The sequence below is a fragment of the Thermodesulfovibrionia bacterium genome, assembly GCA_030646035.1.
GTDB lineage: Bacteria > Nitrospirota > Thermodesulfovibrionia > UBA6902 > UBA6902 > JACQZG01.
This window is the reverse complement of sequence record JAUSMY010000019.1, coordinates 40,207-62,855: the sequence shown is the minus strand read 5'-3', so window position 1 is coordinate 62,855 and position 22,649 is coordinate 40,207. Positions and strand designations below refer to the sequence as shown.

General features: G+C 42.8%; 23 protein-coding genes, 2 tRNA genes and 2 pseudogenes. 11 read left to right on the top strand and 16 right to left on the bottom strand.

Annotated features, from left to right (window positions below):
- Positions 1-9: 9 nt before the first annotated feature.
- The 8 genes from lepB to purB are packed head-to-tail and all read left to right on the top strand — an operon-like array spanning position 10 to position 6,049.
- A complete protein-coding gene (gene lepB / locus Q7U10_02625; GenBank protein MDO8281511.1) occupies positions 10-738 on the top strand; it encodes a signal peptidase I in 729 nt (242 codons plus the stop codon).
- A 43-nt stretch (positions 739-781) separates the two neighbouring features.
- A complete protein-coding gene (locus Q7U10_02620; protein ID MDO8281510.1) occupies positions 782-1,117 on the top strand; it encodes a hypothetical protein in 336 nt (111 codons plus the stop codon).
- A complete protein-coding gene (locus Q7U10_02615) occupies positions 1,117-1,752 on the top strand; it encodes a riboflavin synthase (GenBank protein MDO8281509.1) in 636 nt (211 codons plus the stop codon). Before Q7U10_02620 ends, Q7U10_02615 begins: the two co-directional genes overlap by 1 nt.
- 25 nt (positions 1,753-1,777) lie before the next feature.
- Positions 1,778-2,995 carry a bifunctional 3,4-dihydroxy-2-butanone-4-phosphate synthase/GTP cyclohydrolase II gene (locus tag Q7U10_02610; protein MDO8281508.1) on the top strand — a complete coding sequence of 406 codons (1,218 nt, stop codon included), beginning with the start codon at positions 1,778-1,780 and terminating at the stop codon, positions 2,993-2,995.
- Between the two features lie 29 nt (positions 2,996-3,024).
- The gene (ribE, locus tag Q7U10_02605; GenBank protein MDO8281507.1) at positions 3,025-3,486 is read left to right on the top strand and encodes a 6,7-dimethyl-8-ribityllumazine synthase; all 462 of its coding nucleotides are present in this window, start codon (positions 3,025-3,027) and stop codon (positions 3,484-3,486) included.
- 51 nt (positions 3,487-3,537) lie between these two features.
- On the top strand, positions 3,538-3,948 hold the full coding sequence (nusB, locus tag Q7U10_02600; GenBank protein ID MDO8281506.1) for a transcription antitermination factor NusB: 411 nt from the start codon (positions 3,538-3,540) through the stop codon (positions 3,946-3,948).
- Between the two features lie 59 nt (positions 3,949-4,007).
- Entirely contained in the window at positions 4,008-4,733 is a 726-nt protein-coding gene (locus Q7U10_02595; GenBank protein MDO8281505.1) for a metallophosphoesterase family protein, read from the top strand.
- Between the two features lie 23 nt (positions 4,734-4,756).
- The gene (gene purB / locus Q7U10_02590) at positions 4,757-6,049 is read left to right on the top strand and encodes an adenylosuccinate lyase (protein ID MDO8281504.1); all 1,293 of its coding nucleotides are present in this window, start codon (positions 4,757-4,759) and stop codon (positions 6,047-6,049) included.
- 22 nt (positions 6,050-6,071) lie between these two features.
- On the opposite strand, the gene Q7U10_02585 is transcribed toward purB, so the two are convergent.
- The 9 genes and pseudogenes from Q7U10_02585 to serC all read right to left on the bottom strand — a co-directional run bounded on the left by Q7U10_02585 (position 6,072) and on the right by serC (position 11,760).
- The gene (locus Q7U10_02585; GenBank protein MDO8281503.1) at positions 6,072-6,380 is read right to left on the bottom strand and encodes a hypothetical protein; all 309 of its coding nucleotides are present in this window, start codon (positions 6,378-6,380) and stop codon (positions 6,072-6,074) included.
- Positions 6,361-6,644: pseudogene (locus Q7U10_02580) on the bottom strand (BrnT family toxin). Before Q7U10_02580 ends, Q7U10_02585 begins: the two are co-directional and overlap by 20 nt.
- 94 nt (positions 6,645-6,738) lie before the next feature.
- The gene (locus Q7U10_02575) at positions 6,739-7,044 is read right to left on the bottom strand and encodes a MotA/TolQ/ExbB proton channel family protein (GenBank protein MDO8281502.1); all 306 of its coding nucleotides are present in this window, start codon (positions 7,042-7,044) and stop codon (positions 6,739-6,741) included.
- A gap of 103 nt (positions 7,045-7,147) precedes the next feature.
- Positions 7,148-7,369: pseudogene (locus Q7U10_02570) on the bottom strand (glycogen/starch/alpha-glucan phosphorylase).
- Between the two features lie 57 nt (positions 7,370-7,426).
- A tRNA-Glu gene (locus tag Q7U10_02565) sits at positions 7,427-7,504 on the bottom strand.
- A 15-nt stretch (positions 7,505-7,519) separates the two neighbouring features.
- Positions 7,520-7,595: transfer RNA gene (locus tag Q7U10_02560), tRNA-Lys, on the bottom strand.
- An 81-nt stretch (positions 7,596-7,676) separates the two neighbouring features.
- Complete coding sequence (locus Q7U10_02555; protein MDO8281501.1) at positions 7,677-8,996, bottom strand: adenylosuccinate synthase; 1,320 nt, start codon at positions 8,994-8,996, stop codon at positions 7,677-7,679.
- An 85-nt stretch (positions 8,997-9,081) separates the two neighbouring features.
- A complete protein-coding gene (gene serA, locus Q7U10_02550) occupies positions 9,082-10,665 on the bottom strand; it encodes a phosphoglycerate dehydrogenase (protein ID MDO8281500.1) in 1,584 nt (527 codons plus the stop codon).
- Positions 10,666-10,677: 12 nt separating this feature from the next.
- On the bottom strand, positions 10,678-11,760 hold the full coding sequence (gene serC, locus Q7U10_02545; GenBank protein ID MDO8281499.1) for a 3-phosphoserine/phosphohydroxythreonine transaminase: 1,083 nt from the start codon (positions 11,758-11,760) through the stop codon (positions 10,678-10,680).
- Positions 11,761-12,174: 414 nt separating this feature from the next.
- On the opposite strand from serC, the gene Q7U10_02540 reads away from it, so the two are divergent.
- The gene (locus Q7U10_02540; protein ID MDO8281498.1) at positions 12,175-13,284 is read left to right on the top strand and encodes an aminopeptidase; all 1,110 of its coding nucleotides are present in this window, start codon (positions 12,175-12,177) and stop codon (positions 13,282-13,284) included.
- 34 nt (positions 13,285-13,318) lie between these two features.
- Here the strand turns inward: Q7U10_02540 and Q7U10_02535 are convergent, their stop codons facing one another.
- The 6 genes from Q7U10_02535 to Q7U10_02510 form a co-directional block, all read right to left on the bottom strand.
- Positions 13,319-13,654: a PilZ domain-containing protein gene (locus tag Q7U10_02535; protein MDO8281497.1), complete on the bottom strand. Its 336-nt coding sequence runs from the start codon at positions 13,652-13,654 to the stop codon at positions 13,319-13,321.
- Between the two features lie 112 nt (positions 13,655-13,766).
- Positions 13,767-14,111, bottom strand: coding sequence for a PilZ domain-containing protein (locus Q7U10_02530; GenBank protein ID MDO8281496.1), 345 nt, complete (start codon positions 14,109-14,111; stop codon positions 13,767-13,769).
- Between the two features lie 161 nt (positions 14,112-14,272).
- Positions 14,273-14,908, bottom strand: a complete 636-nt coding sequence (locus tag Q7U10_02525; protein ID MDO8281495.1) for a response regulator transcription factor — start codon at positions 14,906-14,908, stop codon at positions 14,273-14,275.
- Positions 14,905-15,987 carry a histidine kinase gene (locus tag Q7U10_02520; GenBank protein ID MDO8281494.1) on the bottom strand — a complete coding sequence of 361 codons (1,083 nt, stop codon included), beginning with the start codon at positions 15,985-15,987 and terminating at the stop codon, positions 14,905-14,907. The genes Q7U10_02525 and Q7U10_02520 overlap by 4 nt, the downstream gene beginning before the upstream one ends.
- Positions 15,988-15,997: 10 nt before the next feature.
- The gene (locus tag Q7U10_02515) at positions 15,998-16,942 is read right to left on the bottom strand and encodes a GGDEF domain-containing protein (protein ID MDO8281493.1); all 945 of its coding nucleotides are present in this window, start codon (positions 16,940-16,942) and stop codon (positions 15,998-16,000) included.
- A 160-nt stretch (positions 16,943-17,102) separates the two neighbouring features.
- On the bottom strand, positions 17,103-18,377 hold the full coding sequence (locus Q7U10_02510; GenBank protein MDO8281492.1) for a TonB-dependent receptor: 1,275 nt from the start codon (positions 18,375-18,377) through the stop codon (positions 17,103-17,105).
- Positions 18,378-18,460: 83 nt separating this feature from the next.
- On the opposite strand from Q7U10_02510, the gene Q7U10_02505 reads away from it, so the two are divergent.
- Together Q7U10_02505 and Q7U10_02500 are read left to right on the top strand one after the other, a co-directional pair.
- Complete coding sequence (locus Q7U10_02505; GenBank protein MDO8281491.1) at positions 18,461-19,801, top strand: radical SAM protein; 1,341 nt, start codon at positions 18,461-18,463, stop codon at positions 19,799-19,801.
- A gap of 55 nt (positions 19,802-19,856) precedes the next feature.
- Positions 19,857-20,663, top strand: a complete 807-nt coding sequence (locus tag Q7U10_02500; protein MDO8281490.1) for a class I SAM-dependent methyltransferase — start codon at positions 19,857-19,859, stop codon at positions 20,661-20,663.
- A 6-nt stretch (positions 20,664-20,669) separates the two neighbouring features.
- Here the strand turns inward: Q7U10_02500 and Q7U10_02495 are convergent, their stop codons facing one another.
- On the bottom strand, positions 20,670-22,607 hold the full coding sequence (locus Q7U10_02495; GenBank protein MDO8281489.1) for an HD domain-containing phosphohydrolase: 1,938 nt from the start codon (positions 22,605-22,607) through the stop codon (positions 20,670-20,672).
- Positions 22,608-22,649 lie beyond the last annotated feature (42 nt).

Below are 22,649 nucleotides of genomic sequence, written 5' to 3'. Positions count from 1 at the left end.
AAGGTTAAATTGGCATCAAAAGAGCCGGTCAATAAATCAAAGTCAAGAGAATACGCAGAGGCGATAATAATAGCTGTAATACTTGCAATTATTATCAGGGGATTTGTTGTGCAGGCGTTCAAGATACCCTCAGGTTCAATGATACCGACTCTTTTGATAGGCGACCATCTCCTCGTTAACAAGTTCATTTACGGGGTCAAGCCCCCGCTCTCAGATACGCGTTTCCTTACCTTCAGCTCCCCTAAAAAGGGGGATATCATTGTATTTGAATTTCCCGGCGACAAAGAGAAGGACGAGTGCAAAGGCCTCGGCATAAGCATACCGGCCCGGTTTAACAAGGTGCTGGACACGAAAAATCCTTTTGCCTTCTTCAGCGGCGAGTGCAGGGACTTTATAAAAAGGATCATAGCTGTCGGTGGTGATACTGTAGAGATAAAGGATAAGGCTGTATATGTGAACGGGCTCGCGCTTTCAGAACCATTTAAGATACACAGCGACAGTTCTGTATTCAGCGCTGACGTGACAACCAGGGACAACTTCGGCCCGATAACGATCCCCGCCAACAAGTTCTTTGTTATGGGAGATAACCGCGACAACAGCCACGACGGCCGCTTCTGGGGGACGGTGAATATAGGTGATATTAAAGGCAAGGCATTTATAATATACTGGTCATGGGACAACACAGGGAACCTGCTCAGCAAGATAAGATGGGGCAGGTTAGGCATGTCCCTGCATTAAACAATAACCTGAATTTATCCTTATACGAATAAAGGGGGTTGAAATGGTTAAAAATATTTTTGTCGTACTTTTTAGTCTCGTAATAGCATACTCTTTTTATCTCACATTTATGCCTAACTACAATTACCATATGTTCAAGAACGAGATGAAGGCGAGCATGGAGATAGTAACCCAGAACGATAAGCCCAAGGATGTGATGAAGAGGATCATGAGGCTTGTAGATGAATACGACATTCCTGTTAGCGATGAAGATGTGGAACTTGAGCTGGCAACTGAGAAATATACCGCAAGGATCAGCTGGGAAGATACTGTGCAATACTTCCCTTTTTACCCTTTATATCAGAAGACCTATACATTCCATATAGATACAAGCAAATAATGTTTACCGGACTTGTTGAAGCATTGGGCAATATTACTTCCATTGAGAAGACCTCGAACGGCATGAGGCTCTCCATGAAGCCGTCAACTGACATGGAGGTCAGGATAGGCGACAGCATAGCGGTCAACGGCGTCTGCCTTACCGCGACGACCGATAAAAAAGATATCATATTTGATGTCTCTCCCGAGACGATGCAAAGCACCAATCTCGGCGGGCTGAAGGTGAATCAGAAAGTAAATCTCGAACGCGCCCTCAGGCTCTCAGACCGTCTGGGAGGGCATATGGTCACAGGCCATGTTGATGCGGCCGGGAAGATCAGGGAAAAGAAGCGCGAGGGAGAGTATACATTCTATACTTTTGAAGCGCCTTCTGAAATATTAAGGTATATCGTAAAGAAAGGTTCTGTCGCGATAGACGGCATAAGCCTTACCGTGACAGGTTTGGACAGCAGGTCTTTCAGTGTGGCGATCATCCCCCACACGCTTACCGCCACGAACATAGGCGGCAAAGACAAAGGGGATACGGTCAATATAGAGATAGACATTATCGGCAAGTATGTTGAAAAGTTCCTCTTAAATGCTGACAATAAGAAGGACTTTGGCGAACTGCTCAGGGAAAAAGGGTTCACAGGCTGAAATAATAAGGAGCTAAAAGATAATAATGCGGAGCAAATATAAGTTCGATAAAATTGAAGATGCCATAAAAGAGATAAAGAAGGGTAACATGATCGTGCTCGTCGATGACGAGGACAGGGAGAATGAGGGAGACCTCACAATGGCGGCTGACAAGGTCACACCGCAGGCGGTAAACTTCATGGCGACACACGGACGGGGGCTTATATGCCTGTCGCTTACGCCTGAAAGGGTTGAAGAGCTCAGGCTGCCCATGATGTCAGAGTTTAACACCTCTCATTTCGGCACCGCCTTCACCGTTTCAATAGAGGCGAAAAAAGGCGTCACAACCGGAATATCAGCAGCTGACCGCGCAAAGACGATCAAGACAGCTATCAATCCAAAATGCGGTGCTGAAGATGTTGCAAGGCCGGGACACACCTTCCCGCTTAGGGCACAGCCGGGCGGAGTGCTTCAGCGCGCAGGACAGACCGAGGGCTCTGTTGACCTTGCAAGGCTTGCCGGCCTCTATCCCGCAGGAGTCATCTGCGAGATAATGAATGACGACGGCACAATGGCAAGGGTGCCGCAGCTTGCGAAGTTCGCCAAGAAACATAAACTCAAGATGGTCACGATAAAAGACCTTATTCAGTACAGGATGCAGAATGAGAGCCTTGTTACAAGGATTGCCACGGCAAAGATACCTACAAAACACGGCGGAGATATGACAGCCATCGTATTTGGGAATATGGTGGACAAATCAGAACATATTGCGCTTGTCAAAGGTGATATCTCTCCCGAAGACAATGTTCTCGTCAGGGTTCACTCCGAATGCCTTACAGGCGATGTCTTTGGTTCAAAGAGATGCGACTGCGGCGGACAGCTCCAAAAGTCCCTGGATATGATAAAGAAGGAAGGCAAGGGAGTGCTCCTCTACATGAGGCAGGAAGGAAGGGGCATCGGGCTTGCAAACAAGCTCAAGGCATACGAGCTTCAGGACGGCGGCCTTGATACGGTCGAGGCAAATATTAAGCTCGGGTTCAAGCCTGACCTGAGGGATTACGGCATCGGAGCCCAGATACTCGTCAACCTCGGCATCAGAAAGATGCGCCTGATAACCAATAACCCGAAGAAGATAATAGGGCTTGAAGGCTACGGCCTGAAGATGGTGGACAGGGTGCAGATCGAAACTACTCCGCATAAAAGAAATATAGGTTACCTCAAAGTCAAAAAGAAGAAACTCGGACATCTTTTAGAAAAAATATAATACAGATAACAAGCTTTAAGGAGGATTTAATGAAAACTTACGAAGGTCAGCTTCAGGCAAAAGGGCTCAAGTTCGGCATAGTGGTCAGCCGTTTTAATGACTTTATTAATAATAAGCTCCTTGAAGGCGCGCTGGATGCGCTGCTTAGGCACGGGGCTGCCGAAGGGGATATCGATATCGTAAAGGTTCCGGGCGCTTTTGAGATACCGCTTGCAGCCAAGATACTTGCTGCAAAAAAAACCTATGATGCCGTGATCTGCCTGGGAACTATCATCCGCGGAGCCACACCTCATTTTGAATATGTCGCATCCGGAGCAGCAAAAGGCGTTGCCTCAGCATCACTTGAAACCGGGGTGCCTATATCATTCGGCGTTTTGACCACAGACAATATTGAGCAGGCTGTTGAGCGGGCAGGCTCAAAGAGCGGCAACAAAGGCTGGGACGCTGCATTAGTCGCCATCGAGATGGCGCAGCTATTAAAAAAGTTATGAGTTATCAATTAAAGTTTACGCCCTTGTCCCTAAACCCTGTTCCCTGTCTTCATGAGTAGGCGCAAGGCAAGGGAATGCGCCCTTCAGATACTCTTCCAGCTTGATTTCACCAACAGTGACCTTACCGGCGAGACCCTGAGCGAATTCTGGTCAGGCACTAAAGAGGATGAAGAGACGATGGAGTTCGCCCATGCCATTATCAAAGGCACGCGTGAGCATATGCCCCGGCTTGACGAGATCATAGCGCGCGCTGCGGATAACTGGACGGTTGACAGGATGTCGGTTGTTGACAGGAACATACTCCGAGCGTCGGCTTATGAGCTGGTTTATCGGAAAGATATCCCTCCTGCCGTAGCGATAAACGAGGCTGTTGAGATATCCAAAAAATATTCCACAGAAGACTCGGCGCCGTTTATAAACGGCATCCTTGACAGGATATATAAGCTCAAGCTTAAAGAATAATAACCGCTGCCGTTCTTCTTTTTTTCTGCTCTCTTTTTAGATTCGGGTATAATCAAAATATGCGCTATGCGTTGATATCTGATGTACACAGCAACCTTGAAGCACTGAACGCCGTGATCGAGAAGGTCAAGGCGGACAAGGTTGATAAGGTCATCATCCTCGGAGATATTGTTGGTTACGGGCCTGACCCGAATGAATGTATTGATACCTTAAGAAAGTTTGCGGATATCCTTATCGCAGGCAATCATGACCATGGAGCTGTCGGCATGACAGATATAAGCTGTTTTAACAATCATGCCAAAGCGGCAATTCAATGGACAACCGGTGTGCTGAGCGAAGAGAACAAGGCATTTTTAAGCAGCCTTCCTCTCACATCCACTATCAAAAGCAGGAGCATCTATCTTGTTCACTCCTCGCCTAAAGAACCTGAAGAGTGGGAATATCTTCAGAAAGCCAAAGATGCTGATGCCAACTTTAAGTTTTTCAGTGAGACAAACTGCTTTATAGGGCACACCCATAAACCTGCCATTATAGAGATGGCTCCAGGCGGAAAGATAACTATCTATCCAGGCCATTCAGAGATAAAGCCCGGCTGCCGCTATATCATCAATGCAGGCAGCGTCGGCCAGCCGAGGGACGGAAACCCTGATGCCTCTTATGCCATCTTTGATACTGATTCCGTAACAATAAAGAGGGCGGCTTATGATATATTATTAACACAAAAGAAGATGAAGGACGCGGGGCTTCCTTCGTACCTTATAGACAGGCTTTCAGAAGGAAGATAAGCAGTCATAACAGGGAGGATATTTTGATACAGCGTTATACAAGAGAGAAGATGGGAAGCATCTGGGAGCCGCATAACCGCTACCAGAAGTGGCTTGATGTTGAGATAGCAGCCTGCGAGGCATGGGCGAAACAGGGCGAGATACCTAAGAAAAGCCTTGCGGTGATTAAGAAACGCGCGAAGTTCAGTGTAGCGCGCATAGATAAGATAGAGAAGACCGTTAAGCATGATGTCATCGCATTTCTCACATCTGTAAATGAGAATGTCGGGCCTGAGTCGCGGTATATACATAAAGGGCTGACATCTTCTGATGTGCTCGACACAGCGCTTGCGCTTCTCATGAGAGAGGCGGCAGACATTATCATCAATGACATAAATGACCTTCTCGTTGTTCTCAAGAAGAACGCGCTGAAATATAAGGAGACCCTTCAGATGGGCAGGAGCCACGGCATACACGCAGAGCCTGTGACATTCGGCCTCACGTTCGCCGTATGGTACGAAGAGATGAAGCGCAACCTTGTTCGCATGAAGGCAGCCAGAGAAGTTATCAGCTATGGAAAGCTCTCAGGCCCGGTCGGCACATTCTCAAATATTCCTCCTGTGATCGAGACACAGGTCTGCAAGATGCTGAAGCTGAAACCCGCGCCTGTATCAACGCAGATAATCCAGAGGGACAGGCACGCCGAGTATATGAACACACTTGCGATCATCGCAGGCTCGATAGAGAAGATGGCAGTTGAGATAAGGCATCTTCAGAGAACAGAAGTGCTTGAGGCGGAAGAGCCGTTTGCAAAGGGGCAGAAAGGTTCATCAGCCATGCCGCATAAACGCAACCCCATAGGCTCTGAGAACCTGAGCGGCCTTTCGAGGATCGTCCGTGCAAACGCGGTCGCAGCTATGGAGAACATCCCTCTATGGCATGAGCGAGACATCAGCCACTCATCAGTTGAGAGGGTGATAATCCCTGACAGCACGATACTTGTTGATTATATGCTTGCGAGACTGACCGGCATACTCAAAGGCCTGCAGGTCTATCCTGAAAAGATGATGGAGAATATAGGCAAGAGCTACGGCCTCTTCTTCTCTCAAAAGGTCATGCTGCGTCTCACTGAAAAAGGTCTCAGCCGTGAAAAGGCTTACGCGATCGTTCAGGAGAACGCCATGAAGAGCTGGAAGGAACGGAAGGACTTTAAAGACTTTCTCAATAAAGATGCTGTTGTAAGAGAGTATCTTTCAGATAAAGAGATCGATAAGATATTCAATCTGAAAGATTACACAAAGAATGTGGGGCAGATATTTAAGAGGGTGTTTAAGTAGAATTGAAGGTTCTGTATTGGCATTACCCTTTTGAGTGAGCAGCAGCTCGCTTCTTTGAGGGGATAATCGCAATTAATGACCTAAGCGCCTTATTGACTGATTCAGAGCTTGAAAAATATTTCCTGACGTCCGGTTCGAGCATAACGGCGCCTTCCTTAAGCTTAAAATATTCTACCGAAGTAGTCCCGTCTGCTTTAATGATCTCCACTTTATGGCCGGCGCGATAGGCCTTAAAGTATTTCCCTCGCACTGCACCCTTCATCTTTGAAAAATCATATTCAGGCCTCATATCTTCTTTTTCTGATATCTCTTTAGAAACTGCCTTCTTCATAAAATCTCCTTTCATGGGCTGTTGCTGTCCTGCAACTTATTATACGTATTTTACCTTGCCGTTCAGTATGAGTCAAAACCAATACTCGGCCATTCACAGAAAGGCCTATATTAATGTAACGTTCTTCGTCTATGGAATGCTCTTCATCCTTAAATGTGAGTAGAAGGGGTCATTGAAAATCGATTTGCCTTCCTCAAAGTTCACCTTATGTTTTTTGAAATTGGCTTTTGCTTTAACTTCATCCCATTCGAATGTGATTTTCATATAACCTTTTAAAGATTTACTATGACAAATTTATCTTACTTTTTTCAGCTAAATATCAATAGTTAAGTCTGACCCTAATCTGTCTCTAATCTGTCTATTTCGAATTAGCTACGTCGCCTTGTTTTTTCTGTGACTGGGCTTCTCGTGATCGAGAAGATAGCCAAATAATAAATGAGGCGATGAAGATATAAAGACCTAATAGGCCAACAAAAGTGCCAATGGCTGTTGAGATTAAAGCTCCCGCGAGCCCTTTCGATAGAGTGGAGCTGCCCATGTTATCAGCCGCACTAATCATTCCTAATACAAAACCTGCGCCGCCAATAATCGGCCCGCATATAGTCATTATGCCGCCAGCAATCATGGTTTGTTTCAGTGTTGGTTTCATTTTTTTGCCGAGCAATTAATATAGCCAGCCGTATTTACTGGGAAAGGAAATACAAGCACAAAATATATTCGTGTGAAAACTTGATTCCGGACAAGCCGGAATGACGGCAGAATAGAGATCAAAAACTTATATGCACCGGTTTCACATTCCAGATGTGTTTGCAATATTCATGTATAGACCTGTCTGAGGAGAAGAACCCCATTCGCGCGGTGGTGAGGATGGATCTTTTTGTCCACTCATTTTGATCCTGAAAGAGTTTGCCCGCCCGCTCCTGACATTCGATGTATGACTGATAATCAGCAAATAGCATGTATTCATCGCGATAGAGCAATGAAATGACAGCAAAAAGAATACAAAAAAAATAGGGAGACCGTAATGGCCTCCCTAAAAGAAGTGCTGGCGTCCCCAAGGGGATTTGAACCCCTGTCGCCGCCGTGAAAGGGCGGTGTCCTAGGCCAGACTAGACGATGGGGACAGTCTTTTTTAAAAATGGTGAGCCGCGTTGGAATCGAACCAACGACCATCGCCTTAAAAGGGCGGTGCTCTACCAGCTGAGCTAGCGGCCCACTTATAAAAAACGGTATTTAGTTTAACAAAATCTTATAACAAAAATCTGTATATGGCAAAGAACCGGATTTCCGAAACTTTTAACGCTTAACTTTTCCCTTAAGCGGATTCCTTATAATTATAACCTCATCCCTCTTCTGCCCGGTGGAGATTATGTCCGCCTTTACGCCCAAGAGTTCCTCTATATTCTTTATATATGACTTTGCCGCCTTTGGAAGATCCTTGTATTGCGTCAGTCCCTTTGTGCTCTGCTTCCAGCCGGGGAAGGTCTTGTAGACAGGCTCGCACTTCTTGAGCATCTCATTGCTCTGAGGCATGACCTTTGTACTGAGATATTTTGAGCTCTTTCCGTCACGGTATTTATAAGATGTGCAGACCTTTATCTCATCAAGGCTGTCCAGTATATCAAGCTTTGTGATCGCAAGCCCGGTAAAACCGTTTATCCTTATTGAATGTTCAAGGGCAACGGCATCAAGCCATCCGCACCTTCTCGGCCTGCCTGTAGTTGCGCCGAACTCATTGCCTGTTATGTGAAGCATCTTCCCTATCTCGCAGTGAAGCTCAGTTGGAAAGGGACCCTCGCCGACACGGGTTGTGTAAGCCTTAACGATACCCAGCGCGCCGTCTATCTTCATCGGGCTAACCCCGAGTCCGGTACATGCGCCGCCTACTGATGCGCTTGAAGATGTGACATAAGGATATGTCCCGTGGTCTATGTCCAGAAGCGTGCCCTGCGCGCCCTCAAAAAGTATGTTCTTGCCCTGATCTATTAATTTATTAATGAGCAATGATGTATTTACTATCATGGGCGCGAGGTATTTCGCATATGTCATGTACTCGTCATATATCTTTTTTGCCCCAAGGCCTTTGCTGTTATATTTAGTCCTGAGGATATGATTTACCATCTGCAGGTTTGCATCAAGCTTCTCTTTGAAGATATCTTTATCTAAGAGATCCATCATCCTGATGCCTGATCTTGACATCTTGTCGACATATGCCGGGCCGATACCTCTTCTGGTGGTGCCTATCATCTTCTTGCCCTTTGAATCTTCGGATGCGCCCTCAAGCGCAGTGTGATAAGGCATGATAACGTGAGCGCTCTCGCTTATAAAGAGGTTATTAACAGACAGTTTCTCCTTCTTAAGCTCCTTTATCTCTTTTATAAGCGCTTTTGGGTCTATAACAACGCCGTTTCCGATTATGCAGGTCTTGCCTTTGTGCAGGATACCTGACGGGATGAGGTGCAGGACAAACTTTTTATCTTTTATAATTACGGTATGCCCGGCGTTATGACCTCCCTGGTACCTCGCAACTGCATCAGCGCTCTCAGTGAGAAGGTCGACTATCTTTCCTTTGCCTTCATCTCCCCACTGTGCGCCCGCAATAACTATGTTAGACATTCTCTTCTCCTTTGATCACTGACATTTATACGCGGCAAGTCTTTACTGATTAGTCATTATCAGTTCATCCGTTATGGATTAAGTTTTATTTCGGTATGTAGATCTGTTTTACTGAAAGGACGTTTGGAAGCTTCTTTATCTCTGAAAGTATCTCCTGTGAAACCGGAGAGTCTATGCTCACAACTGAAATGGCTATGCCGCCTTCGCCTTCGCGGCCGAACTGCATCCTTGCGATATTTATCTTGTTCTTGCCGAGCATGGTTCCGACATCTCCGATCACACCGGGCTTGTCATTGTTTGTAAGGAAGAGCATATGCCCCATCGGCCTGACCTCGATGACATGGCCGTCTATTGTGATTATTCTCGGGTCTTTCTTGCCGTGAAGCACTCCGGATATGACGCTCTCTTTTGCGCCTGCCTTTACCCTGATGACCAGCATGCTGTGATAGTCTCCGGCATCATCCGTGGTTATCTCCTTGACCTCGATACATCTCTGCTTGGCTATGAAAGGAGCGTTTACGTAATTCACAGTCTCCTCAAGCACCGGCTCAAGCAGCCCCTTGAGCACAGCGATCTTTATAGGCTCAAGCACAAGCCCGGCTACCTCACCTCTGTATTCAACTGTAACTTCATTGATGCCGCCTTCAATGGTCTGGGAGAGAAAGCTGCCGAGCTTTTCAGCAAGGCCGAGATACGGCTGAAGCTTAGGCAGAACATCTGCCGGTACTGAAGGGATGTTAACCGCGTTCCTTATCGTCCCGTGCACAAGATAGTCAGCTATCTGTTCGGAAACAGCCACTGCGACATTGTCCTGCGCCTCATCCGTTGATGCGCCCAGATGCGGGGTCGCTATCAGATTATCCAGCTCAAGCAGCGGATTGCCTGCAGGCGGTTCGACCTCAAAGACGTCACATGCCGCAGCTGCCACCTTGCCGGACTTGAGCGCGTCATAAAGGTCTTTCTCATTTATAATGCCACCTCTTGCTGCATTGATTATCCTTACTCCGTCCTTCATTCTGGAGATGGTCTTTGCATTGATGCAGCCCTTTGTCTCTTTGGTCAACGGAGTATGTACTGTGATAAAATCCGACCTTTCGATCAGTTCATCAAATGTGACCCCGGTTATGCCGAGCGTCTTCGCCTTCTCTTCGCTGAGGAACGGGTCATAGGCGATAACATTCATACCGATGCCATTTGCGATCTTGGAAACATGAGCGCCGATATTTCCAAGCCCCATGACGCCGAGCGTCTTGTTGTACAGCTCAACACCGTTGAACTTCTTCTTTTCCCACTTTCCTGCCTTTATTGAGGCTGTTGCCTGAGGGATCTGCCTCGCCATGGAGAACATGAGCGCGACCGTGTGCTCGGCTGTTGTTATGGTATTGCCGCCCGGGGTGTTCATGACAACTATGCCCCGCATGGTCGCCGCGTTCCTGTCAACATTATCCAGCCCTGATCCGGCCCTTCCTATTACCTTGAGCTTTTCCGCCGCCGCAATGATCTCGGCTGTTACCTTTGTGGCGCTGCGTATCACAAGGGCATCATACTCTCCTATGATCTCCTTCAGCTCCTCCGGTTTCAGGCCGGTCTTAACATCTACCTCAAGGCCTGCTTTCTTTAGAATATCTACACCTTTTGCTGATATGTTGTCGCTTACAAGAACTTTCATTATTTATTTCCTCTAACTGTTTTTCTTCTCAAATTCCGCCATGAAGGTTGTCAGCGCGTCAACACCTTCTTCAGGCATGGCGTTATATATGCTCGCTCTCATTCCGCCTACTGAGCGGTGTCCTTTGAGCGCTACCAGTCCAGCCTCTCCGGCCTCCTGAATAAACTTTTTATCCAGATCCGGTTTTCCAAGTATGAAGGGTATATTCATCCATGACCTGTAGTTTTTATCTACCGGATTACTATAAAAAGACGAGTTGTCTATCGCGGCATAAAGTTTATCAGCCTTGCGTTTATTTATCTTTGCCATAGCCTCAAGCCCGCCTTTCCCCTGTATCCATTCAAAGACAAGGCCTGCGATATACCAGCTGTATGTCGGCGGTGTATTGTACATTGAGTCTGCCTTGGAGTGTGTTTCATAATTGAACATCGTAGGTGTTCCCGGCAAGACATTGCCTATAAGGTCATCTCTTATTATTACAATTGTAAGGCCGGCCGGCCCTATGTTCTTCTGGGCGCCCGCATAGATAACCCCGTATTTTGAAACATCTATCGGCCTTGAAATGATCGTTGATGACATATCAGCAACAAGCGGGACATTGCCGGCATCAGGTATTGAATGAAATTCAACTCCGCCAATCGTTTCATTAGGCGTATAATGCAGGTACGCTGCGTCCGGATCAAGTTTCCATTCATTATATGAAGGTATGGTTGAAAAATTACTCGCCTCGCTCGTTGCGGCTACATTCACTTTACCGTAAATCTTTGCCTCGGATATCGCCTTTTTTGACCAGGCGCCTGTATTGATATAATCTGCTGACTGCTTCCCTTTTAAAAGGTTCATAGGTATCATGGCAAACTGGCTTGAGGCGCCGCCCTGAAGAAATAAGACCTTATAGTTCTCTGGAATAGCCATTAATTCCCTAAGATCTGTCTCCGCCTTTGCAGCAATCGACATAAAATCCTTACCCCTGTGGCTCATCTCCATTACTGACATCCCGCTTCCATGCCAGTCTGACATTTCAGAGGCTGCGCGCTTGATAACCTCAGCCGGCAGTATCGCCGGCCCTGCACTAAAATTATATATACGTGGCATAATATCCCTCTTATTAACTGTGGAGTAATGGTGTGTAATAATTTTCTATATGTTATTAACTTATTAATTAAATAAACTGCATTATTTTATTTAATGTCAGTTTTCTTTGAACATATATCTCCTTAGACAAAAAGATTACCAAAGGAATTTAAGCTCTTAGTCCTTTCTATTTCAGCCAGACAAGTAATACTATCAATATAGTGAAGTGTTATAATGAAGCTGCCAGCTTCAAATCGTATCATCTTATATACCAAGATGTCAAGAAAAGAGACTGCTTTTATACCTGTTAATGAACGTCTTATTTGTTTTTAAATTCAATGCGTTTAAATATTATCAACACTTTAAACAATGTTATTACTATTGTTATTAAATATATAAAGATAATAATAATAAGCACCTTAATATCCTGCTGATATGAAAACAGAAGAAGATAAAATAATAGAAAACATATTTAAAATAAATCTCAGGATACAAAAAAAAGAAAAATTACTTGTCTTTACTGACAATAAAAGTAAGAAACTGATAAGTATCGCAAGAAAAGTTTCATATATAAGTAATACATTCTGCAATAAAATGAGTTACTTACAATTTAAAAGCACAGAAAGTCATGGAGCAGAACCGCCTGAAGAACTCTGGAGAGAGGCTTTTGGCAACAACATAGTCAATGAGCTCATTAATAAAAAAATACTGATATCTCTTATTAACAAGAGGATATTACCAGTAAAACTAAAAGAAGCAGAGAGGATAGTAAAAAAATATAAAGAAGATGCTGTTAACGCTGTTGTTGCGCTTTCATATCATTCCACAAGTCACACCAGGTTTCGGGATCTTCTTACAAGAATATGCGAAACCCGTTATGCAAGTATGCCGACTTTTGAGGGATCCATGTTCAAGACAGCGATGAGTGTTGATTGGAAAAAGATGGAGATAAGGACAAATCGCATGGCACAAAGAGTTCAAATGGCAGAAATAATAGAAGTATGTACGCCAAACGGCACATCTATAGCCTTTTCTAAAAAAGGCAGAATAGCAAAGGCAGACACAGGAATAATTACAACACCGGGGAAATTCAGCAACTTGCCTGCAGGAGAAGTATTTCTGGCACCGCTTGAGGGTACGGCAAATGGGAGGCTTGTGCTTGAATGGGCGCCTACGCGCAAATTAAAGAGCCCTGTAACACTATATATTAAAAAGGGAAATGTAGAAAAAATAGAGGGGAAAGAAAATTATATTAACGATTTGAAGAAAAAGATGTCTGAAAGAAAAGAAAATAGAAATTTGGCAGAACTTGGAATCGGCACAAATGACAAGGCTGTAAGTCTCAATAACATCTTGGAATCAGAGAAGATCTTCGGCACTATTCATATGGCGTTAGGTGATAATAGTTCATTCGGCGGCAGAGTCTCAACACCTTTTCATCAGGATTTTATATTCTTTAAACCTACTGTGACCTTGATACATAAAGACGGGATAAGAGATGTCCTTCTGAAAAATGGAGAGTTAAAGAGGAAGAGAAGTAGGTAAAGTTTTTTTCTGCAGCATAAGCAGCTTGACCTTGTTAAAGCGTTGAGATAAATTTTTTATACTGCGGAGACTGATCAATTATCTCCATGCCGAAGTTATAGACACGTCCTACCAGGGCGTCCATATCTTCCTGCAGTCTCTTAATCTCACAGAATAAATTAAATGTTTCTCCAGTGGGAAACTCGAATTTTACATTCACAAGCATATTGGTTTTAAGATCCTCTAACGCTTCATCGCGTATGATGACACCGAAAAGCCCCTCACCGGAGAGGTTCTCTATAAACCCTCTGTAACTTTTACTGCCCAGTGTGATCTCAGCCTTTAGCCTGAAGGTCTTTCTTTTAGAACGTCTTTTAGAATTGTCTTCCATAGGAGTTATTTATAGCTAAGTATAACAAAATAAAGTAAAAAGTCAAAATTAGCGGGAAGGAGAGATTATAAGGAGTTTTAAAAAACTGGTTTAGCAATAACTGAAAGATGTTTCAGGAAAAATCGTTCAGGAGATGCTGATAGCCAGGGAATGAATCGATGATCTCCATGCCAATGCTCTGTGTCAGTCCGTGAGGCGGGGTTTTATATGACCACGTTACCTGACATTGCAGGCAAATTGGTTCTTGAGAGGGCGGATCCAGTTTTACCTGCAACGTTGTTCCGGGAACTAATTTTATGGGACTGTTTGTAGGAAAGGCGATCATATAAAGGCTGTTTTCGGACAGATTCACTATGACTCCGGGATAACGCGTATTATCATGAGCAAATTCAGCTTTGTAATTGACAGCCCTCTTAACTGGCACCGCTTCTTTTATTATCGGATTCTTAAGTAACATGACTGCTGCCTTTCTTCCTTATTACAACCTAACACCTTTTAATGGGATTAAGAATAAGCCTCCTCCTGATTTTTTCATAGGAATATTCCTTGAAGTATTGTAGGTATTTGTCCTATGAAGGAAAAACTGGCGAAGGGAATGATAATGCTTATAACACAGGCTTAGTCCGTTACAAGCCGGTTACTTATTGCATAATGGGTCAACTGCGCATTGTTTTTCATTTCCATCTTTTCCATGATGCGTGATCTGTATGTGCTGATAGTTTTCGCGCTTAGACAAAGATTCTCCGCGATCTCCTTGACTGCCTTGCCGGATGCGATCATACACATTACCTCATATTCCCGGTCTGAGAGTGAGTCATGGAGAGAATCCTCTGATTTAGCCTCCAGATGTGTGGCCAATCTTTCTGCAAGCGAAGAACTTACATATTTTTTGCCGGCTGAGACTTTTCTGATAGCCTCTATCAGTTCGTTGGGAGTGCTCTCTTTTGTCAGGTAACCTGAAGCTCCTGCCTTTAAGGCTCTTACAGCATATTGTTCTTCCGGAGATACGCTTAATATAAGGACATGAAGCGCCTTATTATCGTGCTTTATCTGTTTGAGTATCTCAAGCCCGTTTCTGCCCGGCATGGAGATATCAAGAAGGACAACATCATATTTGTTATGCCAGACTTTCTCCAAGGCCTCCTGTCCATTATTCGCTTCGTCAGTTACAACAATGTCGGAAGTCTCAGAGAGTATCTGTTTCAGCCCTTCACGGACAATTGCGTGATCATCAACGATCAGTATTTTAATCATATGGTTTGTTCCCCTTCATCATTATTCAGGGGAATACTGACGGTTACGGTAGTGCCCTTATCAGGTTTTCCTGATATTTTAGCCTTCCCTTTCCAATGATATACACGTTCACGTATACCTATCAGTCCGAAAGCATCAGGGTTTATTATTTCAGCTTCTGTTATTCCTCTTCCATTATCTTTTACATTAAGTATAAGATTATGGTCTTTTTCTTCAAGAGATATTGAAACTCTTGTCGCTTTTGCATGGCGTACAACATTTGTCAGTGTCTCCTGGAATATGCGGAATACCGTAGTGGCGCGTTCCGGATCAATGCTATTATTGGCGACGAAGGCCATCTTACACTTGATGCCTGTACGTTTCTGAAATTCATCTGCCTGCCATTCCATAGCTTCTTGAAGTCCGAGATCGTCAAGAAGCCCGGGCCTGAGCTCAGAAGATATTTTTGATACTGTTTGCAGTATCCTGTCGATTAGTTTTAACATTGAAGCGGTCTTTTCATAAATTGGTTTTTGCTCTTTCGGCAATTTCCCATGCAGCCAGAAAATGTCCATGTTCAACGCTGTGAGTAATTGGGCCAGTTCATCATGTATCTCGCGGGCAATATGCTTTCTCTCTTCTTCACGCACAGACTGCAGGTGTGCAGTAAGCTTGCGAAGTTCTTCGCTTGTCTTTCTGATCTCTTCTTCGTCGCGGATACGTTTTGAGATATCTCTGACAATATGTATCACTCCTATGAGGTTGTTGTCATTGTCAAATCGAGGGATTGCCCGTATCTCAATATGCCTGTTTAAATGGGGCTCAAAGAGCTCAAAAGAGGAAGGGATTCCGGTTTTGACACATTCACAACTCGGGCATCCGGTTGGAGGACAGGGTGTTCCGTGGTAATATTTAAAGCATTTTGCTTCTTTTTCGCCTAAAAGCGGCAGGTACAGATTTTTCTTTGCTGCATCGTTTGCATGTATTATATTGAAGTCTTTATCGTGGATGGTGATCATGTCGGTTATTGTATTGAAAATGCCGGTCCAGTCTTGTTTATTTAGCGGGGATGGTTCATTGTTTTTTTTTGGTCTGTTCATTTTATTGAGGCTATTTCTTTAGCTTTTTCTGTTTATACATTAACTTATCCGCCCTGGACAGAAGTTCGTCAATTGAGCAGGGTTTGTTCGGGTCATAGTAGGCTATTCCGATGCTTATTGATAATTTGTAGCCGAAATTTTTCTTTGAGTAGTATAACTCCAGATATTTTTTTAAACGTTCAGCAATTTTGTCAGGCCGCTCTCCGGTGCTTACTACAGGGATAATTGCAAATTCATCCCCTCCCATCCGCGCCATTATATCTGATTTTCTAAAGTGTTTTTTGAGGATCTTTGCGGTCTCAACCAGTGCCCGGCTGCCTTCATTATGACCGAATTTATCATTTATTTTTTTTAAATTGTCAAAGTCGGCATACAGCAGGAAAAGACCTTGCTTCTGACGGTCTGCAACTTTCAGCTGATGCTCGGCGAGGGCAAAGAACCCGCGCCTGTTGTAAAGATCGGTCAGGTCATCGGTTAATGAGAGCATGCGGAGGTTTTCCTCTAAATCTTTTAGTCTGGTTATATCTTTTGATACTACAGTTACCGATATGATTTTCTTGCTCTTTCCTCTTACAGGACTGAGTGTCAGCAAAAAATACTTATCATCCATGCTGCTTTTATGTTCATACTGAATGGAATGGCCGGTCTTAAATACTTTGTCTACTTTTTCAGTGAAATCTCTCGTATCTTCTTCTGAATGAAATTCGTCAAATGTTCTTCCATGAAAGTTGTTTTTTATAAGGCCTAATCTTGAAAGGTGTTTTTTGTTCACAAAGAGATATCTGTAATCGCGGTCAACCAGGTATATTGAGTCTTCGGTTGACTCCACCAGTGAACGGTACCGCTCCTCAGATAAAGATTTTTCTTCTATCTGTGCTTCCAGCATTGCAACCTTTCGGCGAAGCTTTAACAGATCTTTAACAGGTTCTTTGGTATTTCTTTTTTTGTCCTTCATGAGAAAACGCCTCTTTATTTATTAATATTACAGTATTTTGATGAAATGATGAAGATATCGGGAAAGATGAAACTAAGAGGAATAGATAATGACGCAGACAGTAAAAAAAGGCTGAGCCAATTATGACCCAGCCTTTTTTTGTAGCAAGCAGAATAATTGATTAGAAAGTGTGAGATACGCTGGCACCCAGCATATGAATTTTTGTTTCGTATCTCCCATTAGCGCTTAAGGCGCTGTTTAGGGCATTAGCAGGATTATCATCTATAGTATTGTTTTTGTTTCTGTCATGTATATTCTGAAAACCGTATGCAAGATCAAACTTGCAGTGTTTGTACTTAATGCCTGTCCCGATTGTGAATATATCTGTATCTGCATCCGGTATTGAAGGTTCAAATGTTTCATCAGGTACCGGATTGCCAGCCCTAAGATATCCTGCCCGCAGCACTACCATCTCGTTGAGCTGATACTCTCCTCCAAAGAGCACAGATATCGTATCATCCCAGTTTTTTGGTACAACAGATATTTGATTGGGAACAGGGAATCCAACAGCCTGGTCAAAATTAAACTTTAACTCGTCGTAGGAGGACCATCCTTCCCATCTGATACCTGCCTCCAGGGTGAGCTTGTCAATACCTTTATATGCGACTCCGGCATGAATTTGCTCAGGAAGCGTAATGGTGGTTTTACCGTCAGTATTGGGGAAGTAAGCACTCAAAGATACTGGGATATTACTAAACGATGCGGCTCCATCGACATCTATCTCAACTTCGCTTCTGTAAGATGCGCCTATAGCGATATCATTATTAACGTCGTAAAGGATACCAAGATTGAAACCGTATCCGCTACCGTCTCCATCAAACTTTTGATTACCGTCAGTGCTACCAAAATTCATCTTTTTCTCTAATGATGCATCGAGGGTAATATAATCAAAACCTGCTGCAATGGCGAGGTTTGGTAATACCTGATATGAAACAACAGGATTTATATTAATAGTAGTTAATTCTGATTTAGTAGCAATGTAGCGTCCTTCCCAGGACTCATTCCACTCACTTCCAAGACCGAATGGATTGAATACTCCAAGCCCAAAGCTAAGCTTCTCATTATATTTGTGTGTAACAAAGAGGGTGCTTGGGAAAAAAACCTTGTTTTCAGCCTTAAAGGTTGCGCCTGTATCGCTCTTAAACTCGCGTGATGGCGAGATGAAAGTCGTTCCCAGTTCTAACTTAGTGCCATCCAGTTTGTTAATAAGAGCGGGGTTAATGAAGATGGCTGACGGGTCTTTAAGATGCGCGGTAACAGAATTGCCCTGCCCCAGAGAATCAGCTCCCTGCGTATATATGGCAAAACCTGAAGCGTGGATATTCTGTGCAGGACAGAAAATCAACAACGCAAGCATAAATAATGATACAGCTTTTAACAGTGTTGTTTTTTTCATTAGAAATCTCCTTATTGTTTTTTGACTTATACTAAGTTTGACGTTATTATAAACAGTTTTAATTTATTTATAAAGAAATAGATATGAAAAAGAAATTAATCCTTATAAATCCTGTAGGACAGAAAAGCGGCCTGCTTCTTAGTAAATTTTCTGCTTATCCCCCTTTAAGCCTTGCCTATGTAGCAGCTTTGACCCCTGACTACTGGGATGTAGAGATCATAGATGAGAATATGGAAGAGTTCAGTTATAAGGAAGCAGACCTTGTAGGAATTACATCATTTACTGCCAATATAAACAGGGCCTATGAGATTGCAGGTATTTATCGCAGTAAGGGGATAAAAGTTATTTTGGGTGGCATTCATGCCTCTATGCTTCCTGATGAGGCAGTAAATTATGTTGACTCAGTTGTTGTTGGTGAAGCTGAACTTATCTGGCAGAAGGTTATAGAAGATTTTGAAAATAACGTTTTAAAACAAAAATATCATGGACCGGTTGTGTCATTAAGAGATTACCATATTTTGCCCAGGAGAGATCTGCTCAGTAATAAATATTTATGGGGGACGATACAGACATCTCGTGGTTGCCCTTTTGGCTGTGACTTTTGCTCGGTTTCCAGATATCTGGGGAAAGATTACAGACAAAAGAAAACAGAGGATATTTTAGATGAATTAGAGAAGATAGAGAATAAATATATTATCTTTCTTGATGATAATCTTGTGGGGTATGGCAAGAGCTCGGAAGAAAATGCCATAAAATTATTTAAGGGAATGCTGAAGCGAAACATAAAGAAAAAATGGTGTATGCAGACCTCAATTAACACGGGGGAGAATGAGGAAGTTCTTAAGTATGCTGCTAAGAGTGGTTGTATCTATGCTCTTGTCGGGATTGAAACAATCAGCAAAGAGAGTCTTAAAGATATGAAGAAGGGGATTAATTTAAAAATAGGGATAGATAACTTTAAAAATATAATTGGCAAGTTTCATAAATATGGCATAGGAGTACTCGGAGCTTTTATACTAGGGAATGATTATGAGAATGCGAAGTACTTTAAGGAGCTGAGTGACTTTATTGTCAGGGCTGGAGTTGATGTTGCACAGATAACGATTCTAACGCCGCTTCCGGGGACCAGCCTATTTGATCGTTTGCAATCAGAGGGCAGATTGAAGCACACGAACTTTCCTGATGATTGGGTAAAGTACAGGTTTTCCCATCTTGTTCATGAACCAAAAGGAATTAATGAGAAAGAGCTCTATAAAGGTAATAATTATATAAAAAGCAGAATATATTCACCTTATGGTTTCTTCTTCAGGATGGTTAGAACTTTATTTTCACTAAAGAGATTTGATTCATTTATGGCTATCTATCATTTAAATAAGGCGTTTAAGAAGGGCTGGCAAAATTCGCATTATTACAATATGCCATGATACACAATAAGCGATTTGATAGTTTATATAAAATTAATTACAAGGAGTTTAATCAGTGCCAAACAGTAAATATTTAATGGAAAGTGCAGAAGAGACCACTCGACTTGATCTAAAAACGGATTCAAAAATTGTAGAGAAACAGGCTATATGGGCTGGTATTAAGCCGGGCATGAGGGTTGCAGACTTGGGATGCGGTTCAGGCAAGACTACATCGGTGTTGCATAAACTTGTTCAGCCAGATGGAGAAGTAGTTGGAATAGACTTTGCCAAGGATAGAATAGAATATGCAAAGAAGCATTATAAAGTTGATGGGATAGAGTTTAAATGTATAGATATTAAAGAGCCGATGGATGAACTTGGGCTATTTGATTTTATATGGGTTAGGTTTGTCCTTGAATATTATCGTGCCGACAGTATGGATATTGTTAAGAATGCAAATAGGATCTTGAAACCAGGAGGGATTATATGTCTAGTCGATCTTGATCATAATGCCCTCAATCATTACGGATACTCTAAAAGACTTGAGAGGACAATCTTTGCAATTACAAAAATATTAGAGGAGAAAGCTAACTTTGATCCTTATATTGGCAGAAAGCTATATTCATATCTTTATGATCTTGGGTATAAAGATATAGATGTTGATGTGAATGCTCATCATATAATATTTGGGGAGCTTAAAAATATCGATGCCTATAACTGGATAAAGAAACTTGAAGTTATTCCCAAGAAAATTAATTATGAATTCAAAGAGTATGAGGGTGGCTACGAAGAATTTCTTGCAGAAAGCAAAAGCTTTTTCTCTGATCCCAGAAGATTTACATATACCCCGATAATTTCATGCAGGGGGGAGAAACCGGTTTAAGGGTATTTATAAATTAAGTTGTACAGGCTGTTTATCTTTGTATTCCCTGTTATAGTATCTCATAAGAGCTTCTACGATTTCTCTATTGAAGAAGATATCGATCTTGCTCTGTAAAAGCTCAAATGCTGTATTGAGGTACATGGGGTCTCTGTAGTGACGCTTTGATGTAATAGCTTCAAAAAAGTCTGCAACTGCTATAATTTGAGCGCCCAATGGTATTTCATCCCCTTTCAATCCTTTTGGATAACCGCTGCCGTTAAGCTTTTCATGATGGGAGCCTGCAATTTCCGGAACTTGCTTATAAATTCCCTGAAAGTTTATCTGGCACAGAATCTTGCTTGTTTTTGTAGCATGGGTCTTTATTTTTTCATATTCATCATGGTCAAGAGGGCCTTGCTTCTTCAGGATAGCATCTTCAACGCCTATCTTCCCATAATCATGCAGTAAGGAAGCCACCCTGACCATCTCACAGTAATCGCTGGATAATTTCATTTCCCGACATATGCCAACCGCATATTCGGTGACTTTCTCAGAATGGCCGGCTGTAAGAGGATCACGGGCATCGATGCTCGCTGCAAGCACATGAAGAATTGATTTAAACTGCTCTGCCTCCGCATCCCGGAGCGAGGCATTGTACATGCTTATTCCTATCTGAGGAGCGATCCCCATCAGTAGATTGATATCGCTTTGAACCAAAGGTTTTTTGCTTTTAATATTATCAACTGCAAGTATGCCTAATGTTTCTTTTTCATATACAATCGGGCAGCAGATAAATGATTTCACACCCATCTCTTTGGCGAATTCCAGACTATGGGCAGTAATTAGATCCTCTATCTCGTCAATGTCATTTATTAAAAAAGGCTCCTGCTTCTTAAACGAAACAACAAATACTCCTTTTGAATCAGGATTATCAAGATGAAAAACAGCTTTTTTTAGAAACCTTACCTGGTTCTTTAGATATCCATATCCTGTTCGGAAGATCAATTGCGTCTTATCTTGATTCGCAAGCAGGATCATGCCCCTGTCATAGTCAAGACGTTTTTCAAGGATCTGGATTACTTTTGCTAATATGCCGTCAATGTTTGCCTGTTTGCTCAAAGCTTCCCCTATCTCATTTATCATTAGGGAATTGTTGTAGTTTATATCGATCTGATCAATAAGTTTTTCTGATGACCCCTCAAGGCTGTTTACAGCGGCCTTCAATTCTTGGATTTCCGAGTTGCCAGCGTACCAGCTCATAACTAAAAGGATAATTGCTGAAGCTGGGAGGAAAGCGATTAATGTAAGATGCGGAACAATAAAAAAAGATATTAGACAGAAAGCTGAAAAGAGCAAGGTTGTGTATGCCCTTATTTTCTTCCAGATAGTAGCAGTAGATTCATTCCAGGATATAATATATCGACAAGATTTTCCTCCCTGGAAAACGCATTCAGGATGTTCAATTTTCTTTGATTTATAATTAAATATTTTTGCAAGTGCTTCAATATACCCGAATCTATTTTCACACTGGAATGGCTCTTCTTTTACGCCGGCATTAAGCGAGACAGAGAGTTCGATTTGATTGGGACCAATTTTTTTTGATGAATAAGAAGAGGATCTGGTAAATTTACTAGCGGCTTTTCCAGCCATTTCGTAGACTTTAGGTAAGCTGACAAGACCTAAAATATATTGTTTTAATAATCCTGTAGCTTCAGGTGATGCTAAATACCTACCGGTTTCCCTTGCGATCTCAATGTTTCCAGTCAGCTTTTTCAGCTTTTCATGGAAGCGGTTTATCTGTTCCTGTGTAAACCAGTGGCCGACATCTTCGACCTGGTAGGACTCCATCTTTGCGTAATGCAACAGGTCATTCACGTCGACATAGCTATAATTACGTTTGATAAATTTTATATAAGTATTTATTATTCTGCTGTTATATAAAGGGATGTCTTTTTCTTTTTTCATTATATCTCTGTAGAAACGATAGGTTGGATAATTAACTGTTTA